General features: G+C 65.3%; 26 protein-coding genes. 15 read left to right on the forward strand and 11 right to left on the reverse strand.

The genetic code is table 11. The features are described from left to right. Window positions 1-2 precede the first annotated feature (2 nt). Both GCN75_RS01365 and GCN75_RS01370 read right to left on the reverse strand, forming a co-directional pair. Complete coding sequence (locus tag GCN75_RS01365; RefSeq protein ID WP_152281002.1) at window positions 3-1,571, reverse strand: EAL domain-containing protein; 1,569 nt, start codon at window positions 1,569-1,571, stop codon at window positions 3-5. A 232-nt stretch (window positions 1,572-1,803) separates the two neighbouring features. Further along, entirely contained in the window at window positions 1,804-3,321 is a 1,518-nt protein-coding gene (locus GCN75_RS01370) for an MFS transporter (protein WP_152281003.1), read from the reverse strand. A gap of 63 nt (window positions 3,322-3,384) precedes the next feature. On the opposite strand from GCN75_RS01370, the gene GCN75_RS01375 reads away from it, so the two are divergent. After that, on the forward strand, window positions 3,385-4,281 hold the full coding sequence (locus GCN75_RS01375; RefSeq protein ID WP_226940996.1) for a LysR family transcriptional regulator: 897 nt from the start codon (window positions 3,385-3,387) through the stop codon (window positions 4,279-4,281). Between the two features lie 2 nt (window positions 4,282-4,283). On the opposite strand, the gene GCN75_RS01380 is transcribed toward GCN75_RS01375, so the two are convergent. Beyond that, window positions 4,284-4,853, reverse strand: a complete 570-nt coding sequence (locus GCN75_RS01380) for a helix-turn-helix domain-containing protein (RefSeq protein WP_152281004.1) — start codon at window positions 4,851-4,853, stop codon at window positions 4,284-4,286. Between the two features lie 103 nt (window positions 4,854-4,956). On the opposite strand from GCN75_RS01380, the gene GCN75_RS01385 reads away from it, so the two are divergent. After that, entirely contained in the window at window positions 4,957-5,487 is a 531-nt protein-coding gene (locus GCN75_RS01385) for a GNAT family N-acetyltransferase (RefSeq protein ID WP_152281005.1), read from the forward strand. A gap of 13 nt (window positions 5,488-5,500) precedes the next feature. Here GCN75_RS01385 and GCN75_RS01390 read toward each other — a convergent pair whose 3' ends face one another. The 4 genes from GCN75_RS01390 to GCN75_RS01405 all read right to left on the reverse strand — a co-directional run bounded on the left by GCN75_RS01390 (window position 5,501) and on the right by GCN75_RS01405 (window position 8,880). Next, window positions 5,501-6,685, reverse strand: a complete 1,185-nt coding sequence (locus tag GCN75_RS01390; protein WP_405002771.1) for a low temperature requirement protein A — start codon at window positions 6,683-6,685, stop codon at window positions 5,501-5,503. 65 nt (window positions 6,686-6,750) lie between these two features. Beyond that, window positions 6,751-7,008 (reverse strand): hypothetical protein, encoded by a 258-nt coding sequence (locus tag GCN75_RS01395; protein ID WP_152281007.1) that lies wholly within the window; start codon window positions 7,006-7,008, stop codon window positions 6,751-6,753. Window positions 7,009-7,135: 127 nt separating this feature from the next. Next, window positions 7,136-8,086, reverse strand: coding sequence for a 2-hydroxyacid dehydrogenase (locus tag GCN75_RS01400; RefSeq protein ID WP_152281008.1), 951 nt, complete (start codon window positions 8,084-8,086; stop codon window positions 7,136-7,138). 125 nt (window positions 8,087-8,211) lie between these two features. Further along, window positions 8,212-8,880, reverse strand: a complete 669-nt coding sequence (locus tag GCN75_RS01405) for a hypothetical protein (RefSeq protein WP_152281009.1) — start codon at window positions 8,878-8,880, stop codon at window positions 8,212-8,214. A gap of 232 nt (window positions 8,881-9,112) precedes the next feature. Here GCN75_RS01405 and GCN75_RS01410 point away from each other — a divergent pair, with 232 nt between their 5' ends. The 9 genes from GCN75_RS01410 to GCN75_RS01450 all read left to right on the forward strand — a co-directional run bounded on the left by GCN75_RS01410 (window position 9,113) and on the right by GCN75_RS01450 (window position 19,780). Beyond that, the gene (locus tag GCN75_RS01410) at window positions 9,113-11,302 is read left to right on the forward strand and encodes a TonB-dependent receptor (protein ID WP_152281010.1); all 2,190 of its coding nucleotides are present in this window, start codon (window positions 9,113-9,115) and stop codon (window positions 11,300-11,302) included. 80 nt (window positions 11,303-11,382) lie between these two features. Beyond that, a complete protein-coding gene (locus GCN75_RS01415; RefSeq protein WP_152281011.1) occupies window positions 11,383-12,264 on the forward strand; it encodes a hypothetical protein in 882 nt (293 codons plus the stop codon). 68 nt (window positions 12,265-12,332) lie between these two features. Continuing rightward, window positions 12,333-13,490, forward strand: coding sequence for a sensor histidine kinase (locus GCN75_RS01420; protein ID WP_152281012.1), 1,158 nt, complete (start codon window positions 12,333-12,335; stop codon window positions 13,488-13,490). 128 nt (window positions 13,491-13,618) lie between these two features. Then, complete coding sequence (locus GCN75_RS01425; protein ID WP_152281013.1) at window positions 13,619-15,073, forward strand: circularly permuted type 2 ATP-grasp protein; 1,455 nt, start codon at window positions 13,619-13,621, stop codon at window positions 15,071-15,073. Beyond that, entirely contained in the window at window positions 15,067-16,011 is a 945-nt protein-coding gene (locus GCN75_RS01430) for an alpha-E domain-containing protein (RefSeq protein ID WP_152281014.1), read from the forward strand. Before GCN75_RS01425 ends, GCN75_RS01430 begins: the two co-directional genes overlap by 7 nt. Continuing rightward, on the forward strand, window positions 16,011-16,820 hold the full coding sequence (locus GCN75_RS01435; protein ID WP_152281015.1) for a transglutaminase family protein: 810 nt from the start codon (window positions 16,011-16,013) through the stop codon (window positions 16,818-16,820). The genes GCN75_RS01430 and GCN75_RS01435 overlap by 1 nt, the downstream gene beginning before the upstream one ends. 91 nt (window positions 16,821-16,911) lie before the next feature. Further along, entirely contained in the window at window positions 16,912-17,790 is an 879-nt protein-coding gene (locus GCN75_RS01440; protein WP_152281016.1) for a peptidase, read from the forward strand. A gap of 108 nt (window positions 17,791-17,898) precedes the next feature. Then, window positions 17,899-19,251: an alpha/beta hydrolase gene (locus GCN75_RS01445; protein WP_152281017.1), complete on the forward strand. Its 1,353-nt coding sequence runs from the start codon at window positions 17,899-17,901 to the stop codon at window positions 19,249-19,251. A gap of 103 nt (window positions 19,252-19,354) precedes the next feature. Beyond that, window positions 19,355-19,780, forward strand: a complete 426-nt coding sequence (locus GCN75_RS01450) for a Fur family transcriptional regulator (RefSeq protein WP_034787417.1) — start codon at window positions 19,355-19,357, stop codon at window positions 19,778-19,780. 25 nt (window positions 19,781-19,805) lie between these two features. Here the strand turns inward: GCN75_RS01450 and GCN75_RS01455 are convergent, their stop codons facing one another. Genes GCN75_RS01455 through zigA form a run of 4 tightly spaced genes read right to left on the reverse strand, consistent with a single transcriptional unit; the run spans window position 19,806 to window position 23,404 of the window. Then, complete coding sequence (locus GCN75_RS01455) at window positions 19,806-20,324, reverse strand: GNAT family N-acetyltransferase (protein ID WP_152281018.1); 519 nt, start codon at window positions 20,322-20,324, stop codon at window positions 19,806-19,808. A gap of 44 nt (window positions 20,325-20,368) precedes the next feature. Continuing rightward, window positions 20,369-21,157, reverse strand: a complete 789-nt coding sequence (locus GCN75_RS01460) for a HoxN/HupN/NixA family nickel/cobalt transporter (protein WP_152281019.1) — start codon at window positions 21,155-21,157, stop codon at window positions 20,369-20,371. Next, window positions 21,154-22,158 (reverse strand): CobW family GTP-binding protein, encoded by a 1,005-nt coding sequence (locus GCN75_RS01465; protein WP_152281020.1) that lies wholly within the window; start codon window positions 22,156-22,158, stop codon window positions 21,154-21,156. The genes GCN75_RS01460 and GCN75_RS01465 overlap by 4 nt, the downstream gene beginning before the upstream one ends. A 19-nt stretch (window positions 22,159-22,177) precedes the next feature. Further along, window positions 22,178-23,404: a zinc metallochaperone GTPase ZigA gene (zigA, locus tag GCN75_RS01470; protein ID WP_152281021.1), complete on the reverse strand. Its 1,227-nt coding sequence runs from the start codon at window positions 23,402-23,404 to the stop codon at window positions 22,178-22,180. 191 nt (window positions 23,405-23,595) lie between these two features. On the opposite strand from zigA, the gene GCN75_RS01475 reads away from it, so the two are divergent. From GCN75_RS01475 to GCN75_RS01490, 4 genes are read left to right on the forward strand one after another with little or no spacing between them, the layout of a single operon-like run. Further along, window positions 23,596-24,252 carry an ABC transporter ATP-binding protein gene (locus GCN75_RS01475; protein ID WP_152281022.1) on the forward strand — a complete coding sequence of 219 codons (657 nt, stop codon included), beginning with the start codon at window positions 23,596-23,598 and terminating at the stop codon, window positions 24,250-24,252. Further along, a complete protein-coding gene (locus GCN75_RS01480) occupies window positions 24,249-25,439 on the forward strand; it encodes an FtsX-like permease family protein (protein ID WP_152281023.1) in 1,191 nt (396 codons plus the stop codon). Before GCN75_RS01475 ends, GCN75_RS01480 begins: the two co-directional genes overlap by 4 nt. 10 nt (window positions 25,440-25,449) lie before the next feature. After that, on the forward strand, window positions 25,450-25,917 hold the full coding sequence (locus tag GCN75_RS01485; protein ID WP_152281024.1) for a DUF3299 domain-containing protein: 468 nt from the start codon (window positions 25,450-25,452) through the stop codon (window positions 25,915-25,917). Further along, window positions 25,914-26,369 (forward strand): TlpA disulfide reductase family protein, encoded by a 456-nt coding sequence (locus tag GCN75_RS01490; RefSeq protein WP_152281025.1) that lies wholly within the window; start codon window positions 25,914-25,916, stop codon window positions 26,367-26,369. Before GCN75_RS01485 ends, GCN75_RS01490 begins: the two co-directional genes overlap by 4 nt. Window positions 26,370-26,400: the final 31 nt, after the last annotated feature.

Genomic DNA, 26,400 nt, shown 5'->3' on the forward strand with positions numbered 1-26,400 from the left:
TTTCATGATGCGGACGGCGCGCGGCGCGTCTGGTAGAAGGCCAGGAAGTCCAGGGCCGGCAGCGCCTTGGCAAACAGCCAGCCCTGGCCGAATTCCACCTTGCGTTCGCGCAGATAATCAGCTTGCTGCTGCGTTTCGATGCCTTCGGCCACGATCAGCATGTTCAAGGTGCGGGCCATGGCGATGATGTGCGGCGTGACGCTGCTGGTGGCGGCGTCCGTGCCGATGGTGTCGACGAACGATTTGTCGATTTTCAAGGCGTCGAGCGGCAGGTTTTGCAGGCTCGACAGGCTTGAGTACCCCGTGCCGAAATCGTCGATGGCCACCGCGTGCCCCCGCGCGCGGGCCTTTTCGATGGTGGCGCGCGCCGCTTCCACGTTGATGAAGCCCCGCTCCGTCGCTTCCAGCCAGATCTGCTGCGCCTCGATGCCCGTGCCGTCGAGCGCCCGTTCGAGCACGTCGAGCACGCGGCCCGTCTCGATATCGCTGGCGCACAGGTTGATGGCGATGTGCAGGTCGCGGTCGGCCAGCAGCGCGCTGCGCATGTCGGCGATGACGCAATCGATCACCTGGTCCGTGATGGGCAAGATCAGGCCGCCCTCCTCGGCCACGGGGATGAACAGGTCGGGCCGTATCATGCTGCCGTCGGGACGGCGCCAGCGTATCAGCGCTTCGGCACCCACGCACACGCCCGTGTCGAGCGCGATGATGGGCTGATAATGGACAAAGAATTCGCGCCGGTCGATGGCGATGCGCAGCTCGCCCATCAGCGACAGGCGGCGGCGCGACAGCCAGATGACGATGCCGACGATGAAGGCGGCCATCAGCAGGCCCAGCGGCAAGAGCAGCAGCTGTTCGCGCCGCAACCTGTCGTTCAGCTTGCTGCGCGGCTCGATCATCACGGCCGTCAAGCCGTCGCGGTAAAGGATCGCATGGATGCTGCCGTCGGGCGTGACGGCGTCCGCCGCCGGATGGCCGGCGAGCAAGGCCTGCACCTGCGCGGGGTCCGGATGGTGCAAGGTATCGAGCACGCCCCGCTTGCCGATGGCCACGGCCATCTGGATGTCGCTGTCGACGATGACGTCGGAAAAGCGCACGGGATCGATCAGCACCTTATAGGCGCGGTAGGACAGTCCCACCATGCGCTTGCCGCCGCTGGCGACGGGGCGCAGGTTGAAATCGAGGCCCAGGCCATTGTCCAGATTGAAATCGGGCGGCGTGATGGCGATGCGCGCCTCCTCGATGCCCGTGGACGTGCATTTGAGAAAGCCGTTTTCCACATAGCCGATATCGTCGATGCTGCGCGTGGTGATGGTGATGCGGCGCAGCTGCTGGATATGCGCTTCCGAACACGGCGCCAGGTCCAGCGCATCGGCGCTGCGCAGGGCGGCCCCGGCCGAGGCGATCGAACGGTGGGCGCGCTCGAGCGCGTAGCCAGCCAGCAGGCGCAGGCGTTCCTGCTCGCCCTGCTCGGCCCGCACGGACGACAGGTAAAAGGCCAGGCTCAGGGGAGCGGCCACGCCGATGACGGCCACCAGCACGCTGGTGATGATGATGCGTTTTCTGCGCATGCGCTCCTCCCGCACCGAACATAAGCTACTGCGCGTCGCGATTTGCGGCCTCCGATGCTCACTGCCTCGGCGGCCCCGTGCTTCGCACAGCTCCGCTTCTCAGCCACAACTCGCTGCCGCTCGCTACGCTTCTGTTCGGCGCTCTTGATTGGTCGTGTTATATGAATGCCATGTATTTCCTGATGGCATCATATTACAAGTGCAAGCGGCGCACGTGAATCTTGCTGAACAGTTACACTTTTCCTGCTGCCGGCGCAGCGGACAACACTGGCCTGGCCAGCACGAACACCAGCGCGGCCACCACGGCCGCCAAGCCGCCAGCCAGGTACAGCACGCTGGCAAAGCCGTCGATGAAGGCATGGCGCGCCGCTTCCTGCGCCACGGCCTGCATGGCGGGCGGCAGCTGGCCGAACGCTTCGGCCGCATTGCCGGCCACGATGCGCCCTATCATTTCGGGCGAAGCCTTCAAGCCGTGCAGCCACGCCAGTTTCTCGAACGAGGCAGCCGTGCGCATGGCCAGCACGGCGCCCAGCGCGCCCACGGCCAGCACGATGCCGACAAAGCGCGTGGTGGTGCTGATGCCGGACCCCATGCCCGTGCGTTCGCGGGGGATGCAGGCGAGAATGGCCTTTTGCGTGGTGCCGTTGAGCAATCCCGCCCCCGCGCCGGTGACGACCATGCCGGCCGCCACCAGGCCGTACTGCAGACTGGCGGCGGCCAGGGCCGTGGCCACGTTGCCCACCGCAACGATCAGCAAGCCCGTCACCAGGATGCCGCGGTCGTCCAGATGGCGCATGGCGCGCGGCGCCAGACGGGACAGCACCACCATGGCAACGGCAAACGGCAGCATGGCGCAGCCGGCCAGCACGGCGGAAAAGCCGAAGGCGTTCTGCAGGTACAGGGGTAAAAACGTCATCATCACCTGCGCGGCGATGGCGTAGCCGAACATGCCCAGCACGGCACCGACAAACACGCGGCGGCAGAACAGGGACAAATCGACCATGGGCGCCCGCTGGCGCCGTTCCACCAGCACGAACACGGCCAGCAGCGCTGCGCCGGCCAGAAAGCGCAGCGTGGTGGCGCGGCTGGACCAGCCCGCCACGCTGGCGTCGATCAGGCCCCAGATGATGCAGAACAGGCCGGCGGAAAACAGCAGCGCGCCCAGCGGATCGAAACTGGCGTTCGACGCATCCTTCGATTCGTCCACGTGTTTGTGCACCAGCCACATCAAGATGGCCACGACGGGCAGGTTCAGGTAGAAAATCCAGCGCCAGTTGATGGCGCTCGTGATCAGGCCGCCCAGCAGGGGCGCCACCGTCATGGCCACGCCCATGGCCGCGCCCCACACGGACCAGGCGCGCGCCCTCTCCTTTTCCGCATGAAACGTGTGGCCGATGACGGCCAGCGCGGAAGTCAGCAGCAGCGCCGCGCCCAGGCCCTTGACGGCGCGCGCCACGTTGAGCACGAACGGCGTCCACGCCAGGCCGCACAGCAAGGAAGCCAGCGCGAACACTGCCAGGCCGCACAGCATGACCCTGCGCCTTCCCAGGCGGTCGGCGATGCTGCCCGCCGGCAGCAGGAACGAGGCGAACGCCAGCATGTAGGCGCTGACCACCCATTCCACGTCGACGAAGCTGGCGTTGAGCGAGCGGGCGATCGACGGCAGCGAGACGGCCACCACGTTGGTGTCGAGCATGATCAGCGCGCACACGCCCGAGCACGTATATAAGGTCCAGTTGGTATTTTTCATGCCTGTATTTTAAGCAGGCTTGTATTATTTCCTGTTATAAGATGATCGCCTTATAATTTACCCATGGTGAATACAGACAAAGCGATGGAATTGCGGCATTTCCGCTGCGTGCTGGCCGTCGCGCACAGCCTGCATTTCGCGCGGGCGGCCGCGGAGCTGGGCATTTCGCCGCCCGCGCTGACCAAGCAGGTGCAGGAAACGGAAAGCTTGCTCGGTACGCGGCTGTTCCAGCGCAGCAAGCGCGCCGTGGCCCTGACGGCGGCCGGCGAGCTGTTCGTCATCGAGGCCACGCGCGCGCTGGCGCAGCTGGCGCAGGCGCAGGAAGTGGCGCGGCGGGCGGGCCGGGGCGAACTGGGACGGCTGGAAATCGGCTACGTGGCGTCGGCCGCCTATTCGGGCGTGCTGCAGAACCAGTTTGCCCGCTTTCGCGCCAGCCACCCCGGCATCCATATCGGCGCGCGCGAATATGCGATGGATACCCTGCCCGGCTTGCTGGACCAGGGCCGCGTGGACCTGGCGTTCGTGCGCCCGCCCCTGCACCTGCCGGACGGACTGGACAGTGTCATCTTGCTGCGCGACCGCTTCGTGCTGGCCGTGCAGGCAGACAGCCCGCTCGTGCGCCTGCACGTGATCGGGCCCGCCGCGCTGGCGCAGCAGGCGTTCATCGTGCCGGAACAGGAATTGGGAACCCTGGAAGCGAGCCGGCGCGGCGGCTTTGCGGCGCAGGTGGTGTCGCGTCCGGGCAGCCTGCTGGCCGTGCTGACGGAAGTGTCGCTGGGCGTGGGTTGCGCCATCGTGCCCCACTCCGTGATGGCCAGCGTGCAATTGCCCGGCGTGGTATTCCGCGAGCTGGAAGGCCCGCAGATCAGCTCGGAAATCGCCGTGGCCTTCCGCCGCCACGAACAGGCGCCCGCCGCGCGCGCCTTCATTGCCCAGCTGCGCGCGGCGGCGCTCGCTTAAGCTCAAGCGCTCTTCAATACGGCCACGGCGTAGGTGCAGTGGTCCGAGGTTTCATTCCTGAACACGCAGTCGGCCGGCGGCCCCAGCTCCAGGCAGTCGCCCTCGTCCAGTACGTGGCGGGTATCGCCTTCGATGAAGACGAGACTGCCGCTGAGCGACCAGATCAGCTGGCGCCGCGCCACATAGGCGGCGGCCGGCATCGCCACCACGGCGCCCGGCGGCAAGCTGATATGCACGAGGTCGAGCAGCATGTCGGAGGCGGGCGACACGTGCCGCCGCACGTAGCCGCTCTGCGGGTCTGTCCACACGGGCTGGTCCGCCTTGCGCAGCAAACGCCCTTCGCGCATTTCGGCGCGGGCGATCAGTTCCGACATGCTCAGGCCGAAGGCGCCCGACAACCGCGCCAGCAAGGTGGCCGTGGGGCTGCAATCGCCGCGCTCCACCTTGTGCACCATCGCGCGCGACACGCCGGAACGGGCCGCCAGCTCCGTCAGCGACCAGCCCAGGCCCTCGCGCTCGAGGCGCACCCTGGCGCCGATGCGCTGGTTTAATTCGTCTGGTTTAGTGGACATATATTGGATTTCATTCCGGCTTCCATTCGGATTTTATTGGACAAGGCGTGGGCGGCAATCTATGATTTGTCCATTATAGTAGACGCCAAGCAAGGAGATCAACATGCAGATACGCGATGCCCGGACGGGCGACCTCGAAGGAATCACAGCCATCTACAACGATGCCGTCAGCAACACCTTGGCCATCTGGAATGAACGGACGGTCGACATCGCCAACCGCGCCGCCTGGCTGGCCGACCGCGAAAAGGCCGGTTACCCCGTGCTCGTCGCCATCGATGAGGCGGGCAGCGTGGCCGGCTACGCCTCGTTCGGCGACTGGCGCGCCTTCGAAGGCTTCCGCCATACAGTCGAGCATTCCGTGTATGTGCACCCGGATTGCCGCGGCGCAGGCATCGGGCTGGCCCTGATGGTGGAATTGATCGCGCGCGCGCGCGGCATCGGCAAGCACGTGATGGTGGCCGGCATCGAGGCAAAGAATGGCGGCTCGATCGCCCTGCATAAAAAACTGGGGTTCGTGGAAGTGGGATTGCTGCCCCAGGTGGGCACGAAGTTCGGCGCCTGGCTGGACCTGGCGTTTCTGCAGCTGACGCTGGACGCGCGCAGCGATCCGGACGGCATTGCGCCGTCCAGATAGGCTTACGCGGGCATCAAGGGTCGATGTCGGCCGGCGGGCGGCGCAGCGCCATGTGTTCCCACACGGCCACGAGGACCAGCACGCAGCTGGTGATGCAGGCCAGGGTCAGCGGTGCGTACAGGCGGCCGTACGCCATCGGGATCAGCGCCAGGATGATCAGGATGCCCAGCAGGTGCGACAGCGGCGGCGTGGCGCGGTCGTTGCTGACCCATTTGAACAGCGCATTGCCCAGCAGATACAGGATCGGGCCGCCCAGCAAGGCGCTGATGCCGGCGAAGCTCGCCTCATCCGGATGCACGAGGGCCAGTTCGTCGGCCACGGCGCTGACGATCACCCCGCCCACGATCAGCACGTGGATGTAGGTATAGGCCTTGCGGGCGATGCTGCCCGGGTCTTTCGAGTGGGCGATGCGGTGATGGCCCGCTTCGGCGCCCGTGTCGAAATAAATCCACCACATGGCGATGCTGCCGACCAGCGCCGACAAAAAGCCCAGCCAGTTGCCGGGTGTCCATTCCAGTCCCGCGAACGTGGCGCCCGTCACCAGCAACGATTCGCCCAGGGCGATGATGACGAACAGCGCGCAGCGTTCGGCCATGTGGCCGCCGTCGACATCCCAGTCGGCCGTCGACGAACTGCCTAGGCCCGGCACGCCAAAGCGCATCCACGGGCCGGCCAGGTCGATCGCCAGGGCCCCGCCCCACCAGAAGAGGCGCTGTTCGGGCGACGCGATGCCGCCGGCAATCCAGAAGATGCCGGACAACACGGCCCACACAGTGATGCGCTGGAAATTGCGGCGGCGCGCCAGTGCTTCATGGCGCACGGCCCACCAGGCGAACACGGGGCGGCCCACCTGCATGGCCACGTAGGCGCCCGCAAAGCCCAGGCCCCGCGCGCCGAACGCTTCCGGTATCGAGGCGGACATGATCAGGCCGCCCAGCATCAGGGCAAACAGGCTGATGCGCACGGGAATGCGTTCGGGATCGAGCCAGTTGGTGATCCACGAAGTAAAGATCCATACCCACCAGACGGCCATCAACAGCAAGCCCGTCTGCAGCCAGCCCATGGCGCTCAGGTGCGCCAGCAAGCCGTGCGACAGTTGCGTCACGGCAAACACGAATACAAGGTCGAAGAACAGCTCGATCATGCCCACCTTGCCGCTGTCCTGTCCGCCGCGCTTGCGCAACAGCGATTTTGTCAATTCCATAGCTACTCTTTCATCATCAATCCTGGCCGTGCTGGCGGTGCTGCCCATGGGCTGGCGGCTCAGGCGCGTTGTAAACGCCACCACAAAAAACCGGCCAGCAAGGCTGGCACGGCAAAAATTACTGCAAAAATCGGTAGTTCCTCGGCGACGGAATAGCCGGCCGTCAGCACGCCCACCGCCATGTTGATGCCGGCGCCCAGCAGCCACAAGGGAATGAAAGCCAGTGCCGCATGCGCCATCGCGCCCCTGCCCCACCCCACCAGCAGGCACAGTGCCAGCAGCGCGAAGCCCGCGCCCATCACCAGTATCGTATGCATCGCCATTCCTTTCGTCACAACATCGTATAAAAATGCTATTTATAGGATGCTAACGCATTTTGCTGGCGCGAGAGGCGATTCGGTGAAGGTGGCATGCGCCTGGCCGCACATTGGCGATAAACCGGGCTTAAACCACGGGCGTGGGCAAAGGCAGGCCGGAAAAATGGGCGCGCAGATTATCCACGACCAACTGCCCCATCGCATGACGCGTTTCCACGGTCAGGCTGCCCACGTGCGGCGTCAGCACCACGTTCGGCAAGGCCCGCAAGGCGACCGGCACGCGCGGTTCGTCCGCAAACACGTCGAGGCCGGCCGCGCCCAGATGGCCGTCCTGCAAGGCGGCGATCAGCGCGTCTTCATCGATCAGCGCGCCACGGGCGATATTGATCAAGGTGCCCTGGGAGCCCAGCGCGTCGAGCACCGTGCGGTCGACGATCTTGCGCGTGGCGGGCGTGCCCGGCGCGCAGACGAACAGGTAATCGCTGTCCTGCGCCAGGGCCAGCAGCGATTCGGCGCGCGGCACGTCGGTGCCGGCAATGGCGCGGGGCTGGAAGTAGCGCACCTTGACGCCGAACGCGGCCAGGCGCAGCGCGATGGCTTGCCCGATCTGGCCGAAACCAAAGATGCCGGCCGTCTTGCCGCGCAGGCTGGACGCGGGGGCGATGGCTTCGCGGCGTTCCCAGCCGCCGTCGCGCACGAAACGGTCGAGCGCCACGATGTGCCGGGCGCTGGCCAGCAGCAGGCCCAGCGCCACGTCGGCCACGTCGTCGGTGAGCACGTTCGGCGTGGTGGTGACGGCGATACCGCGCGCGCGCGCCTCGTCGAGCGCCAGGCCGTCGAGGCCCACGCCATTGACGGCGATGATTTCCAGCGCGGGCAGCAAGGCCATGTCGGCCGCATTCAAGCCCAGCGCGCCCGTCGTGACGACGGCGCGGATGGCCGGCGCCCGCTCCGCCAGCCACGCATGGCGCTCGTCGGCCGGCACCTGCCACGCGTGATGGCAGGTGTAGTGCTGTTCCAGCTGCGCGTTGACGGCAGCCGAGGGGCTGGGAGCGAGGATGAGGAGTTCGGGTAGCATGGGCGTCCTGGGTCGTGTCGACAAGATTTGCAGACGCAACTTAGCATATTTGGGACCCCGCCGGGGCTGAGCGCCCCGTAATTGCCGTGAAAACTGTGTGTTGCGCTGTGTGCTGCGCGGAAACGTTATCCCGGGCAAGGCACGCGTTTTACCTTGCCGCCCGTCCTGGACGGGTCGGCGCCCGCGCCCGGGTTGGCATCCATGCCATAGCAGGTGGCGCCGCCGGCGCTGACGATGCGCGTCACCGGCCGGCCGTCGGCCGACAGGTATTCTTCCACGCGGATGACGGGCCCGCCACGGTAGGCGGACGCGACCAGCTTCTGGAACGTGGTTTCGCTTTTGAGCTCGGCCGCGGCCAGCCACGGCTGCTCCTGCTTGATTTCGCCACGCAGGGCCTTGTCGGCGGCGCCCGCCGCCAGCCGGGCGCGCGTGCGCAAGTCCGTCGCGGACGACGCCGCCGATGGCGCGGGGGCTACTTCCTCGGGAACGGCGATCGCTTGCGCCGCCACGGCAGGCAGGTCGGGAACGGCGGGCGGCGCACTGGTCCGCGCGCGCGGCATGGGGACAGGCATGGGCATCGGCAAGGGCATTGGCGGCGTCTGCGGCAGCGGCCGGGCCGGCATCAGCGTGAGGAACGCCACTTCCGTGTATTGCTTGAGCTGCCGCGCCGGCAGCAGCAGGAAATACAGGCCCAGCGCATGCATGGCCAGGATCAGCGCGACGGCCGCGCTTTTCAGGCTCAAGCCGCGCTGCATGCGCTGGAAGGCGGACTGTAAGTGGCGGTGCAATGACATGCGGTTTCCTGGGGGCGCCGGGCGCGATGGCCCATTTTAACGAAACTTGGTCATAGGCATTAATAAATCCACAAGGTATCGTGTGACGCGCCTTTTTCCGCCAGAATCCAGTGCCTGCCGGGCCAGGTGTTGTACAAATGGCGACTTTTTTGCCACATTCTCACGCTTTTCCACGCGCTGCGCGTCACTGGAATATAATGATAATCATTCTCATTACTATCCAAACAACACCATGCGCACCTTCCGCCTCGCCCCTACCCCTTTCGCCCTGGCCGCCTTCCTGCTGGCCAGCAGCACCGTCCATGCACAAACCACCTCCGCGGCGCCGGCCGGCGATGCGCAAACCATGCCCACGGTGGTCGTGAATGCATCGGCCGATGCGTCGGCGGAAGGCTTGTCGAAAGCCTATGCGGGCGGCCAGGTGGCGCGCGGCGGGCGTCTGGGTTTGCTGGGCAATGTGGACATCATGGCCACGCCCTTCAATAGCCTCAACTACACGCAGGCGCTGATCCAGGACCAGCAGGCGCAAGGCGTGGGCGACGTGCTGCAGAACGACCCGGGCGTGCGCGTCACGCGCGGTTTCGGCAATTTCCAGGAAATGTACATGATCCGCGGTTTTCCCGTGAATTCGGACGACCTCGCGTATAACGGCCTGTACGGCTTGCTGCCGCGCCAGTTCGTCGCATCGGAATTGCTGGAACGCGTGGAAGTATTCCGTGGCGCCAATACCTTCATCAACGGCGCGGCGCCGGGCGGCGGCGGCATCGGCGGCGCCATCAACCTGCTGCCCAAGCGGGCGCCGAATGCGCCGCTGACGCAAGTGACCGTGGGCGTGGAAAGCGGCGGCCAGGTGTATGTAGCCACCGATATCGCGCGCCGTTTCGGCCCGGACAACAACACGGGCATCCGCATCAATGCGGCCCGCCGCGACGGCGATACGGCCGTCAAGCATGAAAAGCGCGAACTGAGCGTATTTTCCATCGGCGCCGACTACCGCGGCCGCGACTTCCGCCTGTCGGCCGACGCCGGCTACCAGGACCACAAACTGACGGCGCCCCGTCCCAGCGTGAATGTGGCGGCCGGTGTGGCGATTCCGGCAGCACCCGACGCCAGCCGCAATTTCGCCCAGGACTGGACCCGTTCGAACGAGCGCGACACCTTCGGCACCCTGCGCGGCGAATACGATATCGCCAAGGATGTCGTGGCCTGGGCCGCGCTGGGCGCGCGCAGCGGCAATGAATCGAACGTGCTGGCCGTACCCACGGTGGCGCGCGCGGACGGTTCCGGCACAGCTTACCGTTTCGACAACGAACGCCGCGATACGGTGCGCACTGGCGAAATCGGCGTGCGCGGCAAGGCCGTCACGGGCAGCGTCAGCCACAGCCTGAGCGCCACGGCGTCGACCTTCTGGGCGCAATCGCGCAATGCCTATGGCATCAGCGGCAATTTCAACGCCAGCATCTATGCGCCGTTCAACGCCGTGCCGCCAGCCGCCGACCTGTACGTGGGCGGCAAGCTGGACAATCCACTGGTCACGTCGCGCAGCATCCTGTCCAGCTTTGCCGTGGCCGACACCATGGGCTTCGCCAACGACAGCGTACTGCTGACCGTGGGCCTGCGCCGCCAGACTATCAAGGATGACAGCTACAACTACGACACGGGCAAGCAGACCGATCCCGGCTACAGTGAAAGCACCACCACGCCGCTGGCGGGCCTCGTGTACCGCCCCAGCAAGGAAGTGTCCGTGTATGCGAACTACATCGAGGGCTTGCAGAAAGGCGCCGTGGCAGGCGGCTTTGGCGTGACGAACAACATCGGCCAGGTCTTCGCCCCGTATAAATCCAAGCAGAAGGAAATCGGCGTCAAGTATGACGGTGGCCGCATCGGCATGAGCGCCGCCCTGTTCACCACCAAGCAGCCGCTGGCCTACGTGGACAACGGTACCTTCGGCGTGTTTGGCGAACAGCGCAACCGCGGCCTGGAACTGTCCGTCTTCGGCAGCCCCGTGCGCGGCTTGCGCCTGCTGGGCGGCCTGACCTTCCTCGATGCGGAACAGGTCAACGTGCTCAAGAAGGAAAATAACGGCAAGGACGCCATCGGCGTGCCGCGCAGCCAGCTCAATGCCGGCGTGGAATGGGATGTGCCGGGCGTGCGTGGCCTGGCGCTGACGGGCCGCGCGCTGTACACCTCGACCCAGTACCTCGACGCGGACAACCAGCAGAAACTGCCGTCGTGGACCCGCCTGGACCTGGGCGCCCGCTACACGACCAGCATCGCCGACCGCGCCGTGACCTTGCGCGCCCGCCTCGACAACGTGACGGACAAGAATTACTGGGCTTCGGCCGGCGGCGCTTCCAACTCCGGCTACCTGGTGCTGGGCGCCCCGCGCACGGTCGTCGTTTCCGCCTCGGTCGACTTCTAGGCAACCGTCCCCACTCCGGCAGGGGCGCACCGCTGCGTGCGCCCCTGTCCATCGGGCGCGGCATCGGCGACAATGCGCGCATGACACTGCGCCCCGCCCTCCTCTCCCTGTTCCTCTTCGCCACCGTCGGCACCGCCTTTGCCCAACAGCAAACCGCCTGCCCCTACGTGGCCTGGAAAAGCGGCTTCAAGGGCGATGCGCGGGCGCAAGCCACGTGCCTGCTGCGCCCCGTGAAGCTGTATGCGCGCCTGGGCGAGACCGCGCCGCTGCCCGAATTCCTTGCCGCCCACATCGGCCAGCGCACGGATATCGCCCCGGCCCGCCTGCGCGCCTGGCTGGCGCAGCAATCGGTCAGCGAAGCGGACGTGGGCGGCGCCGTCGATGCGCCCCTGTCGCGGGCCGTGGGCCGGCTGGCGGCGCCCATGGCCCGGTACTTCGTCATCCACGACACCAGTTACCCGAATTTCCTGCTCGACGCCATTCCAGCCCACATCAACGATGCCGGCTGGGATTTCAACGATTTCAATATACGTAACCCTGCGCTGGGTGGCGGGCCGAAAGGCCATGTCTACGTGAACCGCCTGGGCGGCTCCCTGCAAGTGCGCGACTTCGGCACGCCAGGCTACGCCAGCAAGCTGGAAAAGGACAAGCCGTCGCTGACGGGGCTGTTCCTGCACGTGGAACTGGTGCAGCCGCGCAACTCCGTGCCCGGCGGCGGCAAGGGCAACGACGGGCTGGCGCCCGATCCCGGCTTCACGCCCGCGCAATACGAGCGCCTGGCCCTGCTTTATATCGCCGCCAGCGTGCGCAGGGGCACGTGGCTGATCCCCGCCTTCCACGCCGTGCTCGATACGGGCTTTGCGAATGGTCATGATGACCCACAGAACTTTTCCCTGAGCGAGTGGTCAGCGGCGCTTTTCCGCCTGCATGCGGCCTTGCGGCAGGCCGATACTGGGCAATAAGGCGTTTCCCCGGCCGCTGATTTGGCGCATACTATTAAGCGCATAGCCATTCCTGTCAGGGAGTTCCGGTGAATATTGCCACTGATCAGCACACGGGCCGCCAGGCAAGCAAACGCCATCCGCTGCAGCGCGCACAGCGCATCTTTGCCATGCGCGACGCCGTCCTCACGGCCTGGGAACAGCGCGTGCGCGCCAGCGTGCGGGGCGCGGACCAGCTGCTCACGCCCATACTCATCAATACCTTGCCGGCCTTTTTCGACAACCTGGCCGAAGCCCTCACGCCGGGCCACCCGCGCGAAAACGCGGCCAGCAACAGCAACGTGCCTGCCGTGCATGGCAATGAGCGGGCGCGCATGACCAATTACGGGCCGGAACAGGTGATCCAGGAATACCAGATCTTCCGCGACTGCTTTGCCGCCGTCGCGCATGAGTCCGGTATTACCCTGCGCAGCAAGGATTGGCAGGTGATCAACGAATCGATCGACTCGGGCATCCGCGAATCGATACGCGAATTTACCAGCATGCACGAAGGCTTCCGGCGCCGTATCGCGGCCGGCCTGTCGCACGACATGCGCAACCCGCTGGCCGTCATCAGCACCAGCGCCCAGCTGCTGCTGCGGCCGGCGGAGCCGGAACGAGTGGTGGCGCTCGCGCACAAGATTGCCGAGCACAGCAAACGGCTCGACAGCATGATCGAGGAATTGCTCGATAGCCTCAGCTACCACCAGGGCCAGCGGCTGCCATTGGCGCTGAGCCAGTTCGACGTGCTGCCCCTGGTGCAGGCCGTGGCTGGCCAGGTCAATCTGCAGCGGCCCGACAAATGCCATGTCCAAGGGCAATCCGTCACCGGCTGGTGGTGCGAGAACTCGCTGCGGCGCGCGCTGGAAAACCTGCTGGGCAATGCCCTCAAGTACGGCGACGACGCCCCCATCGGCGTGCACGTGGAAGCGACCCACGAACGCCTGATCATCACCGTCCACAATAGCGGCCACGCCATCGCGCCGGAACAGGCCGAACGCATCTTCGACTACCTGCGCCGCGAAAACGACAACCCCGCGCCCGGCTGGGGCATCGGCCTGCCCTTCGTGCAGAACGTGGCGGAAAGCCATGGCGGCAGCATCGCCGTCGACAGCGCGCCCGAAACGGGCACCAGCTTCATCTTCGACGTGCCCGTCGATTGCCGTCCCTTCGTCGAGCCCACTGGCGTCCCCAACAATGACTGCTAGCGCACCAAATCGGTGCGACGGATGGCGCGACGCCACAAAAGTGGTCATATTTATACCGGTTCGTACCCGCCCTGTTGGCACGTTTCCTGCTGAGCTATACCCAGACACGGCTCAAGGGAAATCACAACATGGCAAATTTTTTCAATGAAATGACTGCAAATGACGTGGGTACGGACAGCAAGGTACGTGAACACTATCGTGAATTCAGCAACTGGCTGGAACAGCAATCGCCCGAGACCATCGCCCGCAAGCGGGCCGAAGCCGACCTGACGTTCCGCCGGGTCGGCATCACGTTTGCCGTGTATGGCGACGATGCCGGCACGGAACGCCTGATACCGTTCGACACCATCCCCCGCATCATCCCCGCCGCCGAATGGGCGCAGATGCAGACAGGCCTGGTGCAAAGGGTGCAAGCCTTGAACATGTTCATCCATGATATTTATCATGAGCAAAACATCATCAAGGCGGGCATCATTCCGGCCGAGCAAATCTACAAGAATGCCCAGTACCGCCCGGAAATGCAGGGTATTTCCGTCGCTTCCGACATTTACGCCCACATCGCGGGCGTCGACATCGTGCGCGCGGGCCAGGGCGAATTCTATGTGCTGGAAGACAATCTACGGGTGCCGTCCGGCGTGTCCTACATGCTGGAAGACCGCAAGATGATGATGCGGTTGTTCCCGGAACTGTTCGCCCGCAACCGCATCGCGCCCGTCGACCATTATCCGGACATGCTGCTCGACAACCTGCGTTCCGTCGCCCCCATGGGCGTGGATGATCCGACAGTCGTCGTCATGACGCCCGGCATGTACAACTCCGCCTACTTCGAACACGCGTTCCTGGCCCAGCAGATGGGCGTGGAACTGGTCGAGGGCAAGGATCTGTTTGTCAACGACAACTCCGTGTACATGCGCACCACGCGGGGGCCCAAGCGCGTGGACGTGATCTACCGCAGGGTCGACGACGATTTCCTCGACCCGCTGGCCTTCCGCTCCGATTCCTCCCTGGGCGTGCCGGGCCTGCTGTCCGTCTATCGCGCGGGCCGGGTGACCCTGGCGAACGCCATCGGCACGGGCGTGGCCGACGACAAGTCCATTTACCCGTTCGTGCCCGACATGATCAAGTTCTACCTGTCGCAGGAACCGATATTGAACAACGTGCCCACCTACCAATGCCGCAAACCGGCGGACCTGTCCTACGTGCTGGCGAATCTGCCGAAACTGGTCGTCAAGGAAGTGCATGGCGCGGGCGGCTACGGCATGCTGGTGGGACCCGCGTCCAGCCTGGCGCAGATCGAGGACTTCCGCCAGCGCCTGCTGGCCAATCCGGGCGGCTACATCGCCCAGCCGACACTCGCCCTGTCCGCCTGCCCCACATATGTGGACGCCGGCATTGCGCCGCGCCACATCGATCTGCGTCCGTTCGTGCTGTCCGGCAAGACGATTTCCATGGTGCCGGGCGGCCTGACCCGCGTGGCCCTCGGTGAAGGCTCGCTGGTGGTCAATTCCTCGCAAGGGGGCGGCACCAAGGATACCTGGGTACTGGAAGCCACATCCGCTTTTGCAGGAGAGAAAACATGCTGAGCCGCACTGCCGATCATTTGTTCTGGATGGCCCGCTATACGGAGCGGGCGGAAAACACGGCGCGCATGCTGGACGTCAACATGCAAACGTCGATGCTGCCCCAGTCCGAGCAGGACGCGGAACAGGGCTGGCGCGCCACCCTGGGTATTTCCGAGCTGCAAAGCGCGTACGACCACAAATACGGCCGCTTCCACACGCGCGACGTGCTCGACTTCATGGTACGCGACCCGAACAACCCGTCTTCCATCCTGGCCTGCCTGACGGGCGCGCGCGAAAACGCCCGCGCCGTGCGGGGCACGTTGACGACGGAAGTGTGGGAAATCCAGAACGCCACCTGGCTCGACATGCAGAAGCGCCTGAAAAGCAATCTGCTGGAAACGGACCCCAGCCAGTTCTTCGAATGGGTCAAGTACCGCTCGCATCTGTCGCGCGGGGTCACGTTGGGCACCATGCTCAAGGATGAAGCCATCCACTTCATCCGCCTGGGCACCTTCCTGGAACGGGCCGACAACACGGCGCGCATCCTCGACGTGAAGTTCCACGGCGCGCGCGACACGTCGAAAGACGTGGCCCAGCGCGATTTCTATTACTGGGCGGCCCTGCTGCGCTCCGTTTCCGGCTTCGAAATCTACCGCAAGGTCTACCGCGACGTGATCACGCCGGCACGGGTGGCGGAATTGCTGATGCTGCGCGGCGACATGCCACGGTCCCTGCTCGCCTGCATGGATGATGTGGTGGAAAATTTAAAACATATCCGCAACGACGTGTCGGCCGATACGGAGCGGTTTGCCGGCAAACTGCATGCGGAGCTGAAATTCGGCCATATCGACGACATCATGAAGGCGGGCTTGCACCATACCTTGACGGAATTTCTGGAAAATATCTACGACCTGGGCAACCGGGTCAGCCGCGACTTCCTCGTTCCCCTGGCGGCCTGATGCAGCTCACCATCCGCCACGAAACCCATTACGCCTACAGTGCGCCGCTGGCCTACACCATCCAGCAGCTGCACCTGACGCCGCGTATCGAGCCGCAGCAGCGGGCCCTGTCCTGGCATATCGCCACGCCAGGCCAGTGCCACGCCTACACGGATGCCTACGGCAACCTGTCGCACATGCTGACGATCAATGGCAGCCATCAATCCCTGAGCCTGGTGGCGCACGGCGTGGTGGAAACCATCTACCCGCACAAGGGACGGCTGAACCTGGTCGATACCCTGTCGCCGCTATTGTTTACCATGCCGACACCGCTGACCCAGGCCAATCCCGCCATCCTCGAGCTGACGGCCGCCAGCCTGCCGGACCGCCGGGTGACGGCGGGCACGGGCCATTTGCTGCGCCTGGCCGAGCACATCGTGGGCCACGTGGCGTATGAAAGCGGTGCCACCATGGTCACCACCACGGCCGCTGACGCGCTGGCCCTGGGACGCGGCGTGTGCCAGGACCACGCCCATCTGTTCCTGGCCTGCTGCCACGCCTGGGGCATTCCCGCCCGCTACGTGTCCGGCTATATCGATCCGGGCACGACGGGCCATGCGGCCAGCCACGCCTGGGTCGACGCGTGGGCGGAAGACACGGATTTCGTGGGCTGGGTCAGCATCGACGTCACGCACGCGCGGCTGATGACGGATGCGTATTGCCGCCTGGCCATCGGGCGCGACTACGATTCGGCCGCTCCCGTGCGCGGCGTGCGCCAGGGCGGCGGCACGGAAACCTTACGTGTCGACGTGCAGATCGTGCCCGTGTAAACGGGCAGGAATGAGGCTGGCCGGGCCTTGCCAGCAGGTGGCGCGGTCCGGCTGGTGTAGAATGCTACCCCTTTTGACTTGATTTACGACGATGACTTATTGCATAGGCATGCGCCTGAACGAAGGCCTGGTCTTCCTGTCCGACTCCCGCACCAACGCCGGCGTGGACCAGGTGGGCACCTTCCGCAAGATGAGCGTGTTCGAAAACCCGGGCGACCGCATGCTGGTCCTGATGACGGCAGGCAATTTGTCGATCTCGCAGGCGATCCGCCAGATCGTGTCCGAACACGTGGATGCCGATGGCCGCAGCATCTGGAACGTGGCCAGCATGTACGATGCGGCCCGTATCGTGGGCGAAGCCGTGCGCACCGTGCACTTGCGCGAAGCGAAGGCGCTGGCCGACTGCGGCATCGATTTCAATGTCAGCATCATTTTAGGGGGCCAGATAGGGGCCGAGCGCTGCCGCTTGTTCCAGGTGTATTCGGCCGGCAATTTCATCGAATCGCACGATGAAAACACGTATTTCCAGATCGGCGAAGCCAAGTACGGCAAACCGATCATCGATAGGGTCATCAACCCGTTCACGCGCCTGGACGAAGCGGCCAAGTGCGCGCTGATCTCCATGGACTCCACCCTGCGCTCGAATATTTCCGTCGGCTTGCCGCTCGATTTGCTCGTCTACGAGACGGGCAGCCTGGCCGTCACGCGCTTCGTCACCATCGATGAAAAAAACCAGTACTTCCGCATGATCCGCGACACATGGGGCGAGCAATTGAAACATGTGTTTGAAGGTATCGTCGATCCCGTGTGGAATGCGGCGCCGGAAACGACCATGAACGTGTTGTCGTCCGCCAACATGCACAGCAAGCCCGTGCGCGTGGCCATCCCCGAACACGTGAGCCGCGGCGGCTTGACGGTGGCGCCCCTGCAATCGTTGGCGCAGCAGTTCAGCGACGACAAGCAGCATTGACCGTTGACAGGCCCGCTGCGCGGGATGCTGGACAAGTCGCTTTCCGCGTGCTTTTATGGCAATATGGGTTGACATTCAATCCAGATTGACCTGAAAGGCAGGTGGCGCATGGACTTGATCACTTCCGCCGTCGTGGCAGCCATCGAACACGGCGCGCCCGGCCATGCGCCGCAAGCCGTCGCCAGCCATTTTCAACGGCTCAAGCTGGCCATCGCCAAGTTCGACGGCGCCGCCGCCATCCTGGCCGCCATCGCCGCGCTGGAAGCGGCGCCCGCCGATCCCCAGCGGCAACTGGCCCTGTCGGCCGCCCTGGCCGCGGCAAACGTGCCGGACGACATGGAAACCCTGTTTGCCGCGCAAGGCTTGCTCGATGCGCTGCAGCGGCCTGTTACCCCGCTACCCGACGTGGAAGCCGTGCCCGCGCCAGCCGATAAAGGCACCGTCGTGTCGAACTACGCCGTGGTGAAAGTGTATTTCGCCACGGATCGCCAGCGCGACGTGGGCAAGCCTGCGGCCCAGCGCTTCAGCGGCGAACGCAGCATCACGGGCGGCAATGGCAACGGCGACGGGCCGCTCAGCTATGGCAGCTGCGACATCAGCATCCCCCGCGACCACCGCATGGGCCAGCTGGAATCGCCATCGCTGTGGCGCCTGGAATTTCGCGACGATCCGGCCAAGCACGTGGTGCTGCTCGACGCCGAGGTACAGGATCACGATAATTTCTTTGCGGCATTAAGAACCCAGGTCCGCGCCTCGGCCGGCAAGAGCGCATTTGTCTTCGTGCACGGCTACAACGTGAGTTTCGAGGATGCGGCGCGGCGCACGGGACAGATGGCCTACGACCTGGGCTTCGACGGCGCGCCCGCGTTCTACAGCTGGCCGTCGCGCGGCGACATCGCCGGCTACACCATCGATGAAAACAATATCGAGTGGAGCACGCCCCACATCACGGCCTTCCTGGCCGACTTTCTCGCCAGCACGGACGCGGCGCAAGTGTACCTGGTGGGCCACAGCATGGGCAGCCGCGGGCTGACGCGGGCCGTGGCCGACTTGCTGGCCGCGCAGCCGCAGCTGGCGCAAAAGATCACGGAGCTCATCCTGTCCGCGCCCGATATCGACGCCGCCGTCTTCCGGCACGATATCGCACCGAAACTGGCCGGCGCGCGCAATCCCGTGACCCTGTATGCCTCGTCGCAAGACCTGGCCCTGGCCGCGTCGAAAGCCGTGCACGGCTACCCGCGCGCGGGCGACAGCGGCGCTGGCATGCTGATCGTGGCAGGTGTGGAAACCATCGACGCCACGGGCGTGGACACGAGCTTCATGAAGCATTCGTACTTCGCGGACCAGCGCTCCGCCCTGTCCGACATGTTCTACCTGATACGCAACCAGACGCGCGCCGACCAGCGCTTTCTCGACCCCGTCGATACGGTGGCCGGCCGCTATTGGACGTTCAAACCATGACGCCGTTTCATACGGTGCGGCCCGCATGCTAAGATACGGCCCATAGGGTGGCAACGGGCACGGCGATGACGCCGCCAGCCGATCCCCCGCAAGCAGGCCTATCATGTTGACATCATCTTCTACACCGCAAGCCGAATCGCTGATCCGCAACACCAACGCCCGCGTCACCAAGACGCGTGTGAAGGTGCTCGACTTTTTAATGGCGCAAAGCCGTTCGCTGACCCACCATGAAATCCAGCAGGCGCTGTCGCAGGACAGCGATATCGATTCCGTCACCCTGTACCGGGTGCTGGAATGGCTGACGGAAAATGAACTGGTGCACCGCATCGCGGGTGCCGACCAAGTGTGGCGCTTCAGCGCGGGCGCGGGCCACCAGGCGCACGAGCACGCGCACTTCCAGTGCACCAAGTGCGCAAACGTCACCTGTTTCAATGAAGTCAAGCTGCCGCCACCCGTGCTCTTGCCGGAAGGCTTCAGCGGCGGCGAAGTCGATTACCTGATCAAGGGCCTGTGCCCCCGCTGCAAGTAATTTACATAGACATCGCCTGACGACGTCACTTGAGCAGCAAGGCCAGGTGATGCTCGTCATAGAACAGCTCGCCCACGCGCATCGAACGCGGTTCCGTGCCATACGCGATAAATCCCAGCGATTCATACAGGCGCAAGGCAGCATTGTTTTCCGCATTCACGCTCAAGTGCACCTGCATGACGGCAGGGTCCGCCTCGGCCTGTTCGATGCAGGCGTTGACGAGACGCCGCGCCACGCCCTTGCCCCGCTGCGCCACATCGACGAACACGCCCCACAGCAAGGCCTTGTGCCACAGCTGGCGCAGCGGTTCGCGCCGCAGCCCCGCAAACCCCACGAGACGCTCGCCGTCGAAGGCGCCAAACGCCCGCTGCAGGACGCCGCCGGCGATGCGCTGCGCGTGTTCTTCCCGCGTGCGCGCCAGCTCATCCTCGCGCGACGAGGAAAACGAACTGGGCGAATCGAGAATGGCGCGCAGGCGCAGCGCGCAAAAGGCGGCGGTATCTGCTGGCGTCAGCAGGCGGATGACGATATCGGCTGGGGGCATGGTGGAATCCGGCAGTTTTTTTCCATTATACCCACGCCCCCGTCTCAGGCACGCACGCGGCGCAAGCCCAGCAAGGTCCAGCCATACAGGGCCGCCATCAGCAGCACCATGGCCGCACCGAGCGCCGCCATCCAGCTTTCCGGCAGCGACCACGCGGGGTCCAGCTTGCCCGCAGCCATGCAGGCGGCCATGGCCACGCAGATGGCGACGATGGGCCAGCCCAGGCGGCGGCGGAATGCGCGCACGATCTCGATTTTGCCGGTGCGCATGACTTTCGCCGTGACCCAGCCATCGAAGGTATCGGTCACGCCCATGCCCACGGCAAACACCAGCCCCGTCAGCATGGCCGGCCCCATGCCGCCCAGCGCCACGGCCGCGTAGCCCCAGGCGGCCGCCTGCAGGGCCGTGTCGAACACCAGCGCGAACAGCATGCCGACGAGGATGGCGCCCAGCGGCCCGGAAGCGCCCTGCAGCCAGCGCGGCAGCAGCCGGCCGCGTACTTCGGCCAGCTGCGCGCCGGCCAGCAAGCTGCGCGCATTCAGGGCCGCAATCAGCAGCAGCAAGGCGATGGGCAGCCATTCCAGCCAGCCGAACACGGCCTCGGATGGCGTGAATTGCGCCGACGCCAGGGCGGCCACGGCCACGATGGCCAGCACGCAGATGCCATGTCCCAGCGCAAACAGCGCGCCCATCCACGGCGTCCAGCGCGGATGGGCGGCCTGGCTGCGCAGGGTCAGGCCGTCGACGGCGGCCAGGTGGTCCGGTTCCAGCCCATGCCGCATGCCGAGCAGAAAAATCAGCGCCAGGGCGGGCAAGCCCGCTTCCACGCTCATGCCGCCACCTCGACCGGGCTGTCCGCCTTGGCCACGCAGCGGTCCAGGCCCCGGATCAGCATATCCTGCGGCAAGTCGCGGCCGATGAAGATGATCTTGCTGGCCCGCGTCTCGCCGTCGCGCCACGGCGCGCCCAGTTCCGAGCCCATCAGCATGTGCACGCCCTGGAAGACGGCCCGGCACGGCACGTCGGCCACGTACAGGATACCCTTGTAGCGCATCAGCTGGGTACCGAACAGCTGCACCACGGCATCGAGAAAATTCTCCACCTGCAGCAGATCTAGGGGTTGGGACTGGTGGTAGACGAACGATTGCACGCCGTCGCCATGGCGGTGGCCCAGTTCCCCCAGGAAATCCGGCTCCAGCTCGACGATGGCGTTCAGATTGAAACCGCGGATGTTCAGGATGTCGCGCAAGGGCACGTTGCCAAAGCGCACCTTCTGTATGCTGGCGCGGCCATTGATGGCGACCAGCCGCTGGCGCAGCGCGGCCAGCGCATCCTTGTCGACCAGGTCCGTCTTCGACAGCAGGATGCGGTCGGCAAAGCCCACCTGTTCCTGCGCTTCCTTGTGCGCCGTCAGTTGCTGCTGCGCGTGGCGCGCATCGACCACCGTCAGGATGGCGTCGAGCATGTAGAACTCGCTGACGGACGGCTCCGCAAAGAAGGTTTGCGCCACGGGGCCGGGCGCGGCCAGGCCCGTCGTTTCGATGATCACGTGGTCGAAGGCGATTGCCCCGGTTTCGCGCCTCGCGTGCAGCTCGCCCAGGATGCGGATCAGGTCGCCGCGCACGCTGCAACAGATGCAGCCATTGTTCATTTCCACGATCTGCTCGTCGCTGTCCTGCACCAGCAAGCCATGGTCGATGCTTTCGGCGGCGAATTCGTTTTCAATCACGGCAATGCGCACGCCGTGATCGCCCTGCAATATACGCTTGAGCAAGGTGGTTTTCCCGCTGCCGAGAAAACCCGTGATGATGGTAACGGGGATCAGTTCTGTCATATTGCTTTCCTATCGGTGGTTAATCTTCCAGTTCTTCCATGCGTTGCCACTGGGGAAACGGGTCGGGCAGCTTGCGCCAGGCGGCCATGCCCTGGCGCGTTTCCGTGGTGTTGAGTTGGCATTTCTTCAAGTCCGCCTCGATGGCGGCCTGGTCCATGTCCTGGCCGATGAAGACGATTTCCTGGTAGCGGTCGCCATATGGCTCGTTCCAGCCCGCCTTCATTTCCGCCAGCGAAGCCGCATCCGTGGGCCAGCGCTCTTTCGGCACGGACGCCCACCACAGGCCCACGGGTTCGATATTCATCAGCTTGCCCGCGCCGGACAGGCTGGCCACCCACTCGGGGCGGCTGGCCAGCCAGAAATATCCCTTGCTGCGCACCACGCCGGGTATCGGCTGGGCAATGTAATCGTGCAGGCGCTGCGCGTGGAACGGTTCTTTCGACCGGTAGACGAAGCTGCCGATGCCATACGTTTCCGTTTCCGGCGTGTGCACGCCCGCCAGTTCCTGGGCCCAGCCCGGCATGCTGGCCGCCTGTTCCAGGTTGAACAGATTCGTGCCCAGGATGGCGTCCAGCGGCACGACGGACTGGTTCGTCTCGATGATGCGCGCGCCGGGATTCAAGGCCTTGATGACGGCCAGCACGCGCAGGCGATGGGCCGCGTCGACCATGTCCACCTTGTTGAGGACGATGACATTGGCAAATTCGATCTGTTCCGTGAGTAAATTGGCCAGCTGGCGGTCGTCGCCCTCGCCCGCCGTTTCGCCCCGCTGCTCGAGGCTGTCTTCGCTGTGGAAATCGTCGAGCAGGTTGGCGCAGTCGACCACGGTGACCATGCAGTCGATGCGTGCCACGTCATTCAGGCTGTCGCCATGCTCATCCTCGAAGTCGAAGGTGGCGGCCACGGGCATCGGTTCGCCCACGCCCGTCGATTCGATCAGCAGGTAGTCGAAACGGTCTTCCGCGGCCAGGCGCCGCACTTCCTGCAACAGATCGTCGCGCAGGGTGCAGCAGATGCAGCCGTTGGACATTTCCACCAGTTTTTCTTCCGTGCGCGACAGGGCCGCACCGGCCGCCTCGGCGCTGTCCTGCACCAGCGAGGCGTCGATATTGACCTCGCTCATGTCGTTGACGATGACGGCCACGCGCTTGCCTTCGCGGTTGCGCAGTATGTGGTTGAGCAAGGTGGTCTTGCCGGCGCCGAGAAAGCCGGACAGGACGGTGACGGGGAGTTTGCGCTGGGTCATGAGTATCTTTCGGATGGGGACGATGAAGGTTGACAAATAGGGTGGCAGATGCGGTTGCAAATGCGCTGGCAAATACGGCGGCAATGCGCGGCGGATTTTTAAATGCAAGTCGATTGCGTTTGAATTATAATGCAGCTCACTTGCATTTGTGCGGCAATCTTTGCCAGCCGGCCAGCTTTCCGAAAGACTCCATGCTCCACCTCGACTCACTGACCTACGGCTATGACAGCGCCCGCCCCGTGCTGGACATCGCCGCCTTTCACTTGCCCATCGGACAGCACGCGCTGCTGCTGGGGCCATCCGGCTCCGGCAAATCGACCTTGCTGCATTTGCTGGCCGGCATCCTGGCGCCCCAGGCCGGCCGCCTCGAAGTGGCGGGCACGTCCCTGCCCAGCCTCACGCCGCGCCAGCGCGACAGCTGGCGCGGCCGCGCCATCGGCTTGCTGCCCCAGCAACTGGCGCTGGTGCCCAGCTTGAACGTGCTCGATAATGTCCTGTTGCCCGCCTACGCCAGCGACCAGCGGCCCGATCCGGCCCGCGCCGCCAGCCTGCTGGGCCAGCTGGGTCTGGCCGACAAGCTCGATGCCTACCCGTACGCCTTGAGCGGCGGCCAGCGGCAGCGTGCCGCCATCGCGCGCGCCGTCGTCATGCGCCCGCAACTGATCCTGGCCGACGAGCCGACGGCCAACCTCGACGACGACGCCTGCGCCACCGTCGTGCATCTGCTTGCCCGGCAAGCGGCGCAAGCAGGCGCCTCGCTGGTAATCGCCAGCCACGACGCCAGGGTGCTGGCCGCCTTGCCGAACGCAGCCGTGCTGCGCCTGCCGCGCGCCAGGGGGGCGGCATGAACGCGGCCACCCTGGCCTGGCGCGCGCTGCGCCACAAGCCGCTGGCCTCCAGCCTGAACCTGCTGCTGATCGCCATCGGCATCGCCATGATGACCTTCATACTCGCCGTCTCCGTCCAGCTGGAAGAGCATGCGGAACGCGATGCGCAGGGCATCGACCTGGTGGTGGGCGCGAAAGGTTCCCCACTGCAATTGATCCTGTCATCCGTGTATCACGCCGATATTCCGACCGGCAATATTCCGGACTCGGCACTGGCGGCCCTGGCCGCGCAGCCGCTGGTGAACTACGCGATTCCCCTCGCGCTGGGCGACAATTTCCACGGCTTCCGCATTGTCGGCAGCACCACGGCCCTGCTGGGCCATTACGGCGCACACCTGGCGCAAGGGGCGCTGTTCGCGCAGCCGATGCAAGCCGTATTCGGCGCCCGCGCCGCACGCGAGACGGGCGCGACACTGGGGGCCCGCTTCGCGGGATCGCACGGTCTGGCGGCGGGCGGCGAACTACACGCGCATGCGCCGTACACGGTGACGGGCATTTTGGCGCCCACGGGCACGGTGCTGGACCGGCTGATCCTCACGCCCGTCGCCTCCGTGTGGCAGGTGCATGAAACGGACCCCGATGAACAGCCGGCAGCGGCCCCCGAGCGCGAACTGACGGCCGTGCTGGTGCAATATGCATCGCCGCTGGCGGCCGTCAGCCTGCCCCGCTGGGTCAATGGCCAGCCGCGTCTGCAGGCGGCCCAGCCCGCATTCGAGGCGGCACGGCTGTTCAATCTGCTGGGCGTGGGCATCGATGTGCTGCGGGCGATTGCCGCCAGCGTGCTGCTGGTGGCGGCCCTGTCCCTGTTCGTAGCCCTGTACGGCGCGCTGGAAGAGCGCAAGACCGACCTGGCCATCCTGCGCACCCTGGGCGCCTCGCCCGCCACACTGCTGCGCCTGCTGCTGGCGCAAGGCTTGCTGCTGTCGCTGGCGGGCGCGGGGCTGGGCTGGCTGCTGGGCCATGGCGGCGTGGCGCTGCTGCAGTGGAGTATGAAAGACGAACAGCAACTGAACCTGCAGGCGTGGCGCGTCGTCGCTGGCGAAGCGTGGCTGCCCGTGATCGCCGCCGGCGTGGGCTTGCTGGCCGCCGCCCTTCCCGCCCTGCGCGCCTACCGCACCGATATCGCCGCCACCCTGGCGCGCCCCTGAGGAGAGAGCCATGTTGAAAATCCTTGTTTTAAGCGCCTGCCTGCTGCTGGCCGGCATCGCCGCGGCGGCGCCAGCCGATGAACCGCCGTCGTTCTTCGCCCCATTGACGGACTTGCCCGGCGTGGTGTCGTGGAAGCTGCTGGGCCAGGCCACCACGGTCAAGGCAAAAAAAGGCCGCATGGTGCCGAAATACACGCCGGAAATCAGCGCGCTCGACAATACTGACGTGAAGGTGCAAGGCTTCATGATGCCGCTGGAAGCGGGCCAGAAGCAGAAACACTTCCTGCTGACCGTCACCTCGGCCAGCTGTCCCTACTGCCTGCCCGCGGGTCCGGAAGGCGTGGTGGAAATCAAGAGCCGCACACCCGTGAAATTCAGCTACGCGCCCTTCATCGTGCAGGGCAAGCTGAAAGTGCTGGCCAGCGACCCCATGGGCCTGTATTACCGCATGACGGATGCGGCCGTGGTACCGCAATGACGCGCTGGCCCGCACTGTTGCTGGCGTTCGCCTGCCAGGCGCACGCCGCGCCGCTGCACTTCGACCTGCCCCGCCTTGATGGCGACGGCCAGCTCAGGCTGAACCAGTTCCGCGGCCAGGCCGTCGTGCTGAACTTCTGGGCCAGCAACTGCCTGCCCTGCATCCAGGAGCTGCCCGTCTTGCATGCCTACGCCGCCAGCCAGCCACGGCAACGCGTGATCGGCATCGCCGTCGATACGCGACCGGCCGCGCAAGCGTACCTGCGGCGCCACCCGGCCAGCTATCCGCAAGCCTTGTCCAGCCCCGCCTTGCTGCCCACCTTTGGCAATCAAATCAAAGGCTTGCCGTACACAGTGATTGTGAACTCTCAACATCGGATCTGCACGCGGCGTCTGGGGCCCGTCGATGCGGCGTGGCTGGCCAAGGCCGTGGCTGCCTGCGGCGGCCCTTGAATCCATGCGCCTTGCACGGCTGTCATCGCGC

This window comes from Janthinobacterium violaceinigrum (genome assembly GCF_009208555.1).
Classification (GTDB): Bacteria; Pseudomonadota; Gammaproteobacteria; order Burkholderiales; family Burkholderiaceae_D; genus Janthinobacterium; species Janthinobacterium violaceinigrum.

What these genes read in the sequence shown, in the direction of transcription:
- GCN75_RS01485 (WP_152281024.1), top strand. Translation starts at nt 25,450, where the DNA reads ATGTTGAAAATCCTTGTTTTAAGCGCCTGCCTGCTGCTGGCCGGCATC.
- GCN75_RS01425 (WP_152281013.1), top strand. Translation starts at nt 13,619, where the DNA reads ATGGCAAATTTTTTCAATGAAATGACTGCAAATGACGTGGGTACGGAC.
- GCN75_RS01385 (WP_152281005.1), top strand. Translation starts at nt 4,957, where the DNA reads ATGCAGATACGCGATGCCCGGACGGGCGACCTCGAAGGAATCACAGCC.
- GCN75_RS01410 (WP_152281010.1), top strand. Translation starts at nt 9,113, where the DNA reads ATGCGCACCTTCCGCCTCGCCCCTACCCCTTTCGCCCTGGCCGCCTTC.
- GCN75_RS01400 (WP_152281008.1), bottom strand. Translation starts at nt 8,086, where the DNA reads ATGCTACCCGAACTCCTCATCCTCGCTCCCAGCCCCTCGGCTGCCGTC.
- GCN75_RS01455 (WP_152281018.1), bottom strand. Translation starts at nt 20,324, where the DNA reads ATGCCCCCAGCCGATATCGTCATCCGCCTGCTGACGCCAGCAGATACC.
- GCN75_RS01365 (WP_152281002.1), bottom strand. Translation starts at nt 1,571, where the DNA reads ATGCGCAGAAAACGCATCATCATCACCAGCGTGCTGGTGGCCGTCATC.
- GCN75_RS01375 (WP_226940996.1), top strand. Translation starts at nt 3,385, where the DNA reads ATGGTGAATACAGACAAAGCGATGGAATTGCGGCATTTCCGCTGCGTG.
- GCN75_RS01430 (WP_152281014.1), top strand. Translation starts at nt 15,067, where the DNA reads ATGCTGAGCCGCACTGCCGATCATTTGTTCTGGATGGCCCGCTATACG.
- GCN75_RS01490 (WP_152281025.1), top strand. Translation starts at nt 25,914, where the DNA reads ATGACGCGCTGGCCCGCACTGTTGCTGGCGTTCGCCTGCCAGGCGCAC.
- GCN75_RS01415 (WP_152281011.1), top strand. Translation starts at nt 11,383, where the DNA reads ATGACACTGCGCCCCGCCCTCCTCTCCCTGTTCCTCTTCGCCACCGTC.
- GCN75_RS01435 (WP_152281015.1), top strand. Translation starts at nt 16,011, where the DNA reads ATGCAGCTCACCATCCGCCACGAAACCCATTACGCCTACAGTGCGCCG.
- GCN75_RS01440 (WP_152281016.1), top strand. Translation starts at nt 16,912, where the DNA reads ATGACTTATTGCATAGGCATGCGCCTGAACGAAGGCCTGGTCTTCCTG.
- GCN75_RS01405 (WP_152281009.1), bottom strand. Translation starts at nt 8,880, where the DNA reads ATGTCATTGCACCGCCACTTACAGTCCGCCTTCCAGCGCATGCAGCGC.
- GCN75_RS01450 (WP_034787417.1), top strand. Translation starts at nt 19,355, where the DNA reads ATGTTGACATCATCTTCTACACCGCAAGCCGAATCGCTGATCCGCAAC.
- GCN75_RS01465 (WP_152281020.1), bottom strand. Translation starts at nt 22,158, where the DNA reads ATGACAGAACTGATCCCCGTTACCATCATCACGGGTTTTCTCGGCAGC.
- GCN75_RS01445 (WP_152281017.1), top strand. Translation starts at nt 17,899, where the DNA reads ATGGACTTGATCACTTCCGCCGTCGTGGCAGCCATCGAACACGGCGCG.
- GCN75_RS01475 (WP_152281022.1), top strand. Translation starts at nt 23,596, where the DNA reads ATGCTCCACCTCGACTCACTGACCTACGGCTATGACAGCGCCCGCCCC.
- GCN75_RS01460 (WP_152281019.1), bottom strand. Translation starts at nt 21,157, where the DNA reads ATGAGCGTGGAAGCGGGCTTGCCCGCCCTGGCGCTGATTTTTCTGCTC.
- GCN75_RS01480 (WP_152281023.1), top strand. Translation starts at nt 24,249, where the DNA reads ATGAACGCGGCCACCCTGGCCTGGCGCGCGCTGCGCCACAAGCCGCTG.
- GCN75_RS01380 (WP_152281004.1), bottom strand. Translation starts at nt 4,853, where the DNA reads ATGTCCACTAAACCAGACGAATTAAACCAGCGCATCGGCGCCAGGGTG.
- GCN75_RS01370 (WP_152281003.1), bottom strand. Translation starts at nt 3,321, where the DNA reads ATGAAAAATACCAACTGGACCTTATATACGTGCTCGGGCGTGTGCGCG.
- GCN75_RS01395 (WP_152281007.1), bottom strand. Translation starts at nt 7,008, where the DNA reads ATGCATACGATACTGGTGATGGGCGCGGGCTTCGCGCTGCTGGCACTG.
- zigA (WP_152281021.1), bottom strand. Translation starts at nt 23,404, where the DNA reads ATGACCCAGCGCAAACTCCCCGTCACCGTCCTGTCCGGCTTTCTCGGC.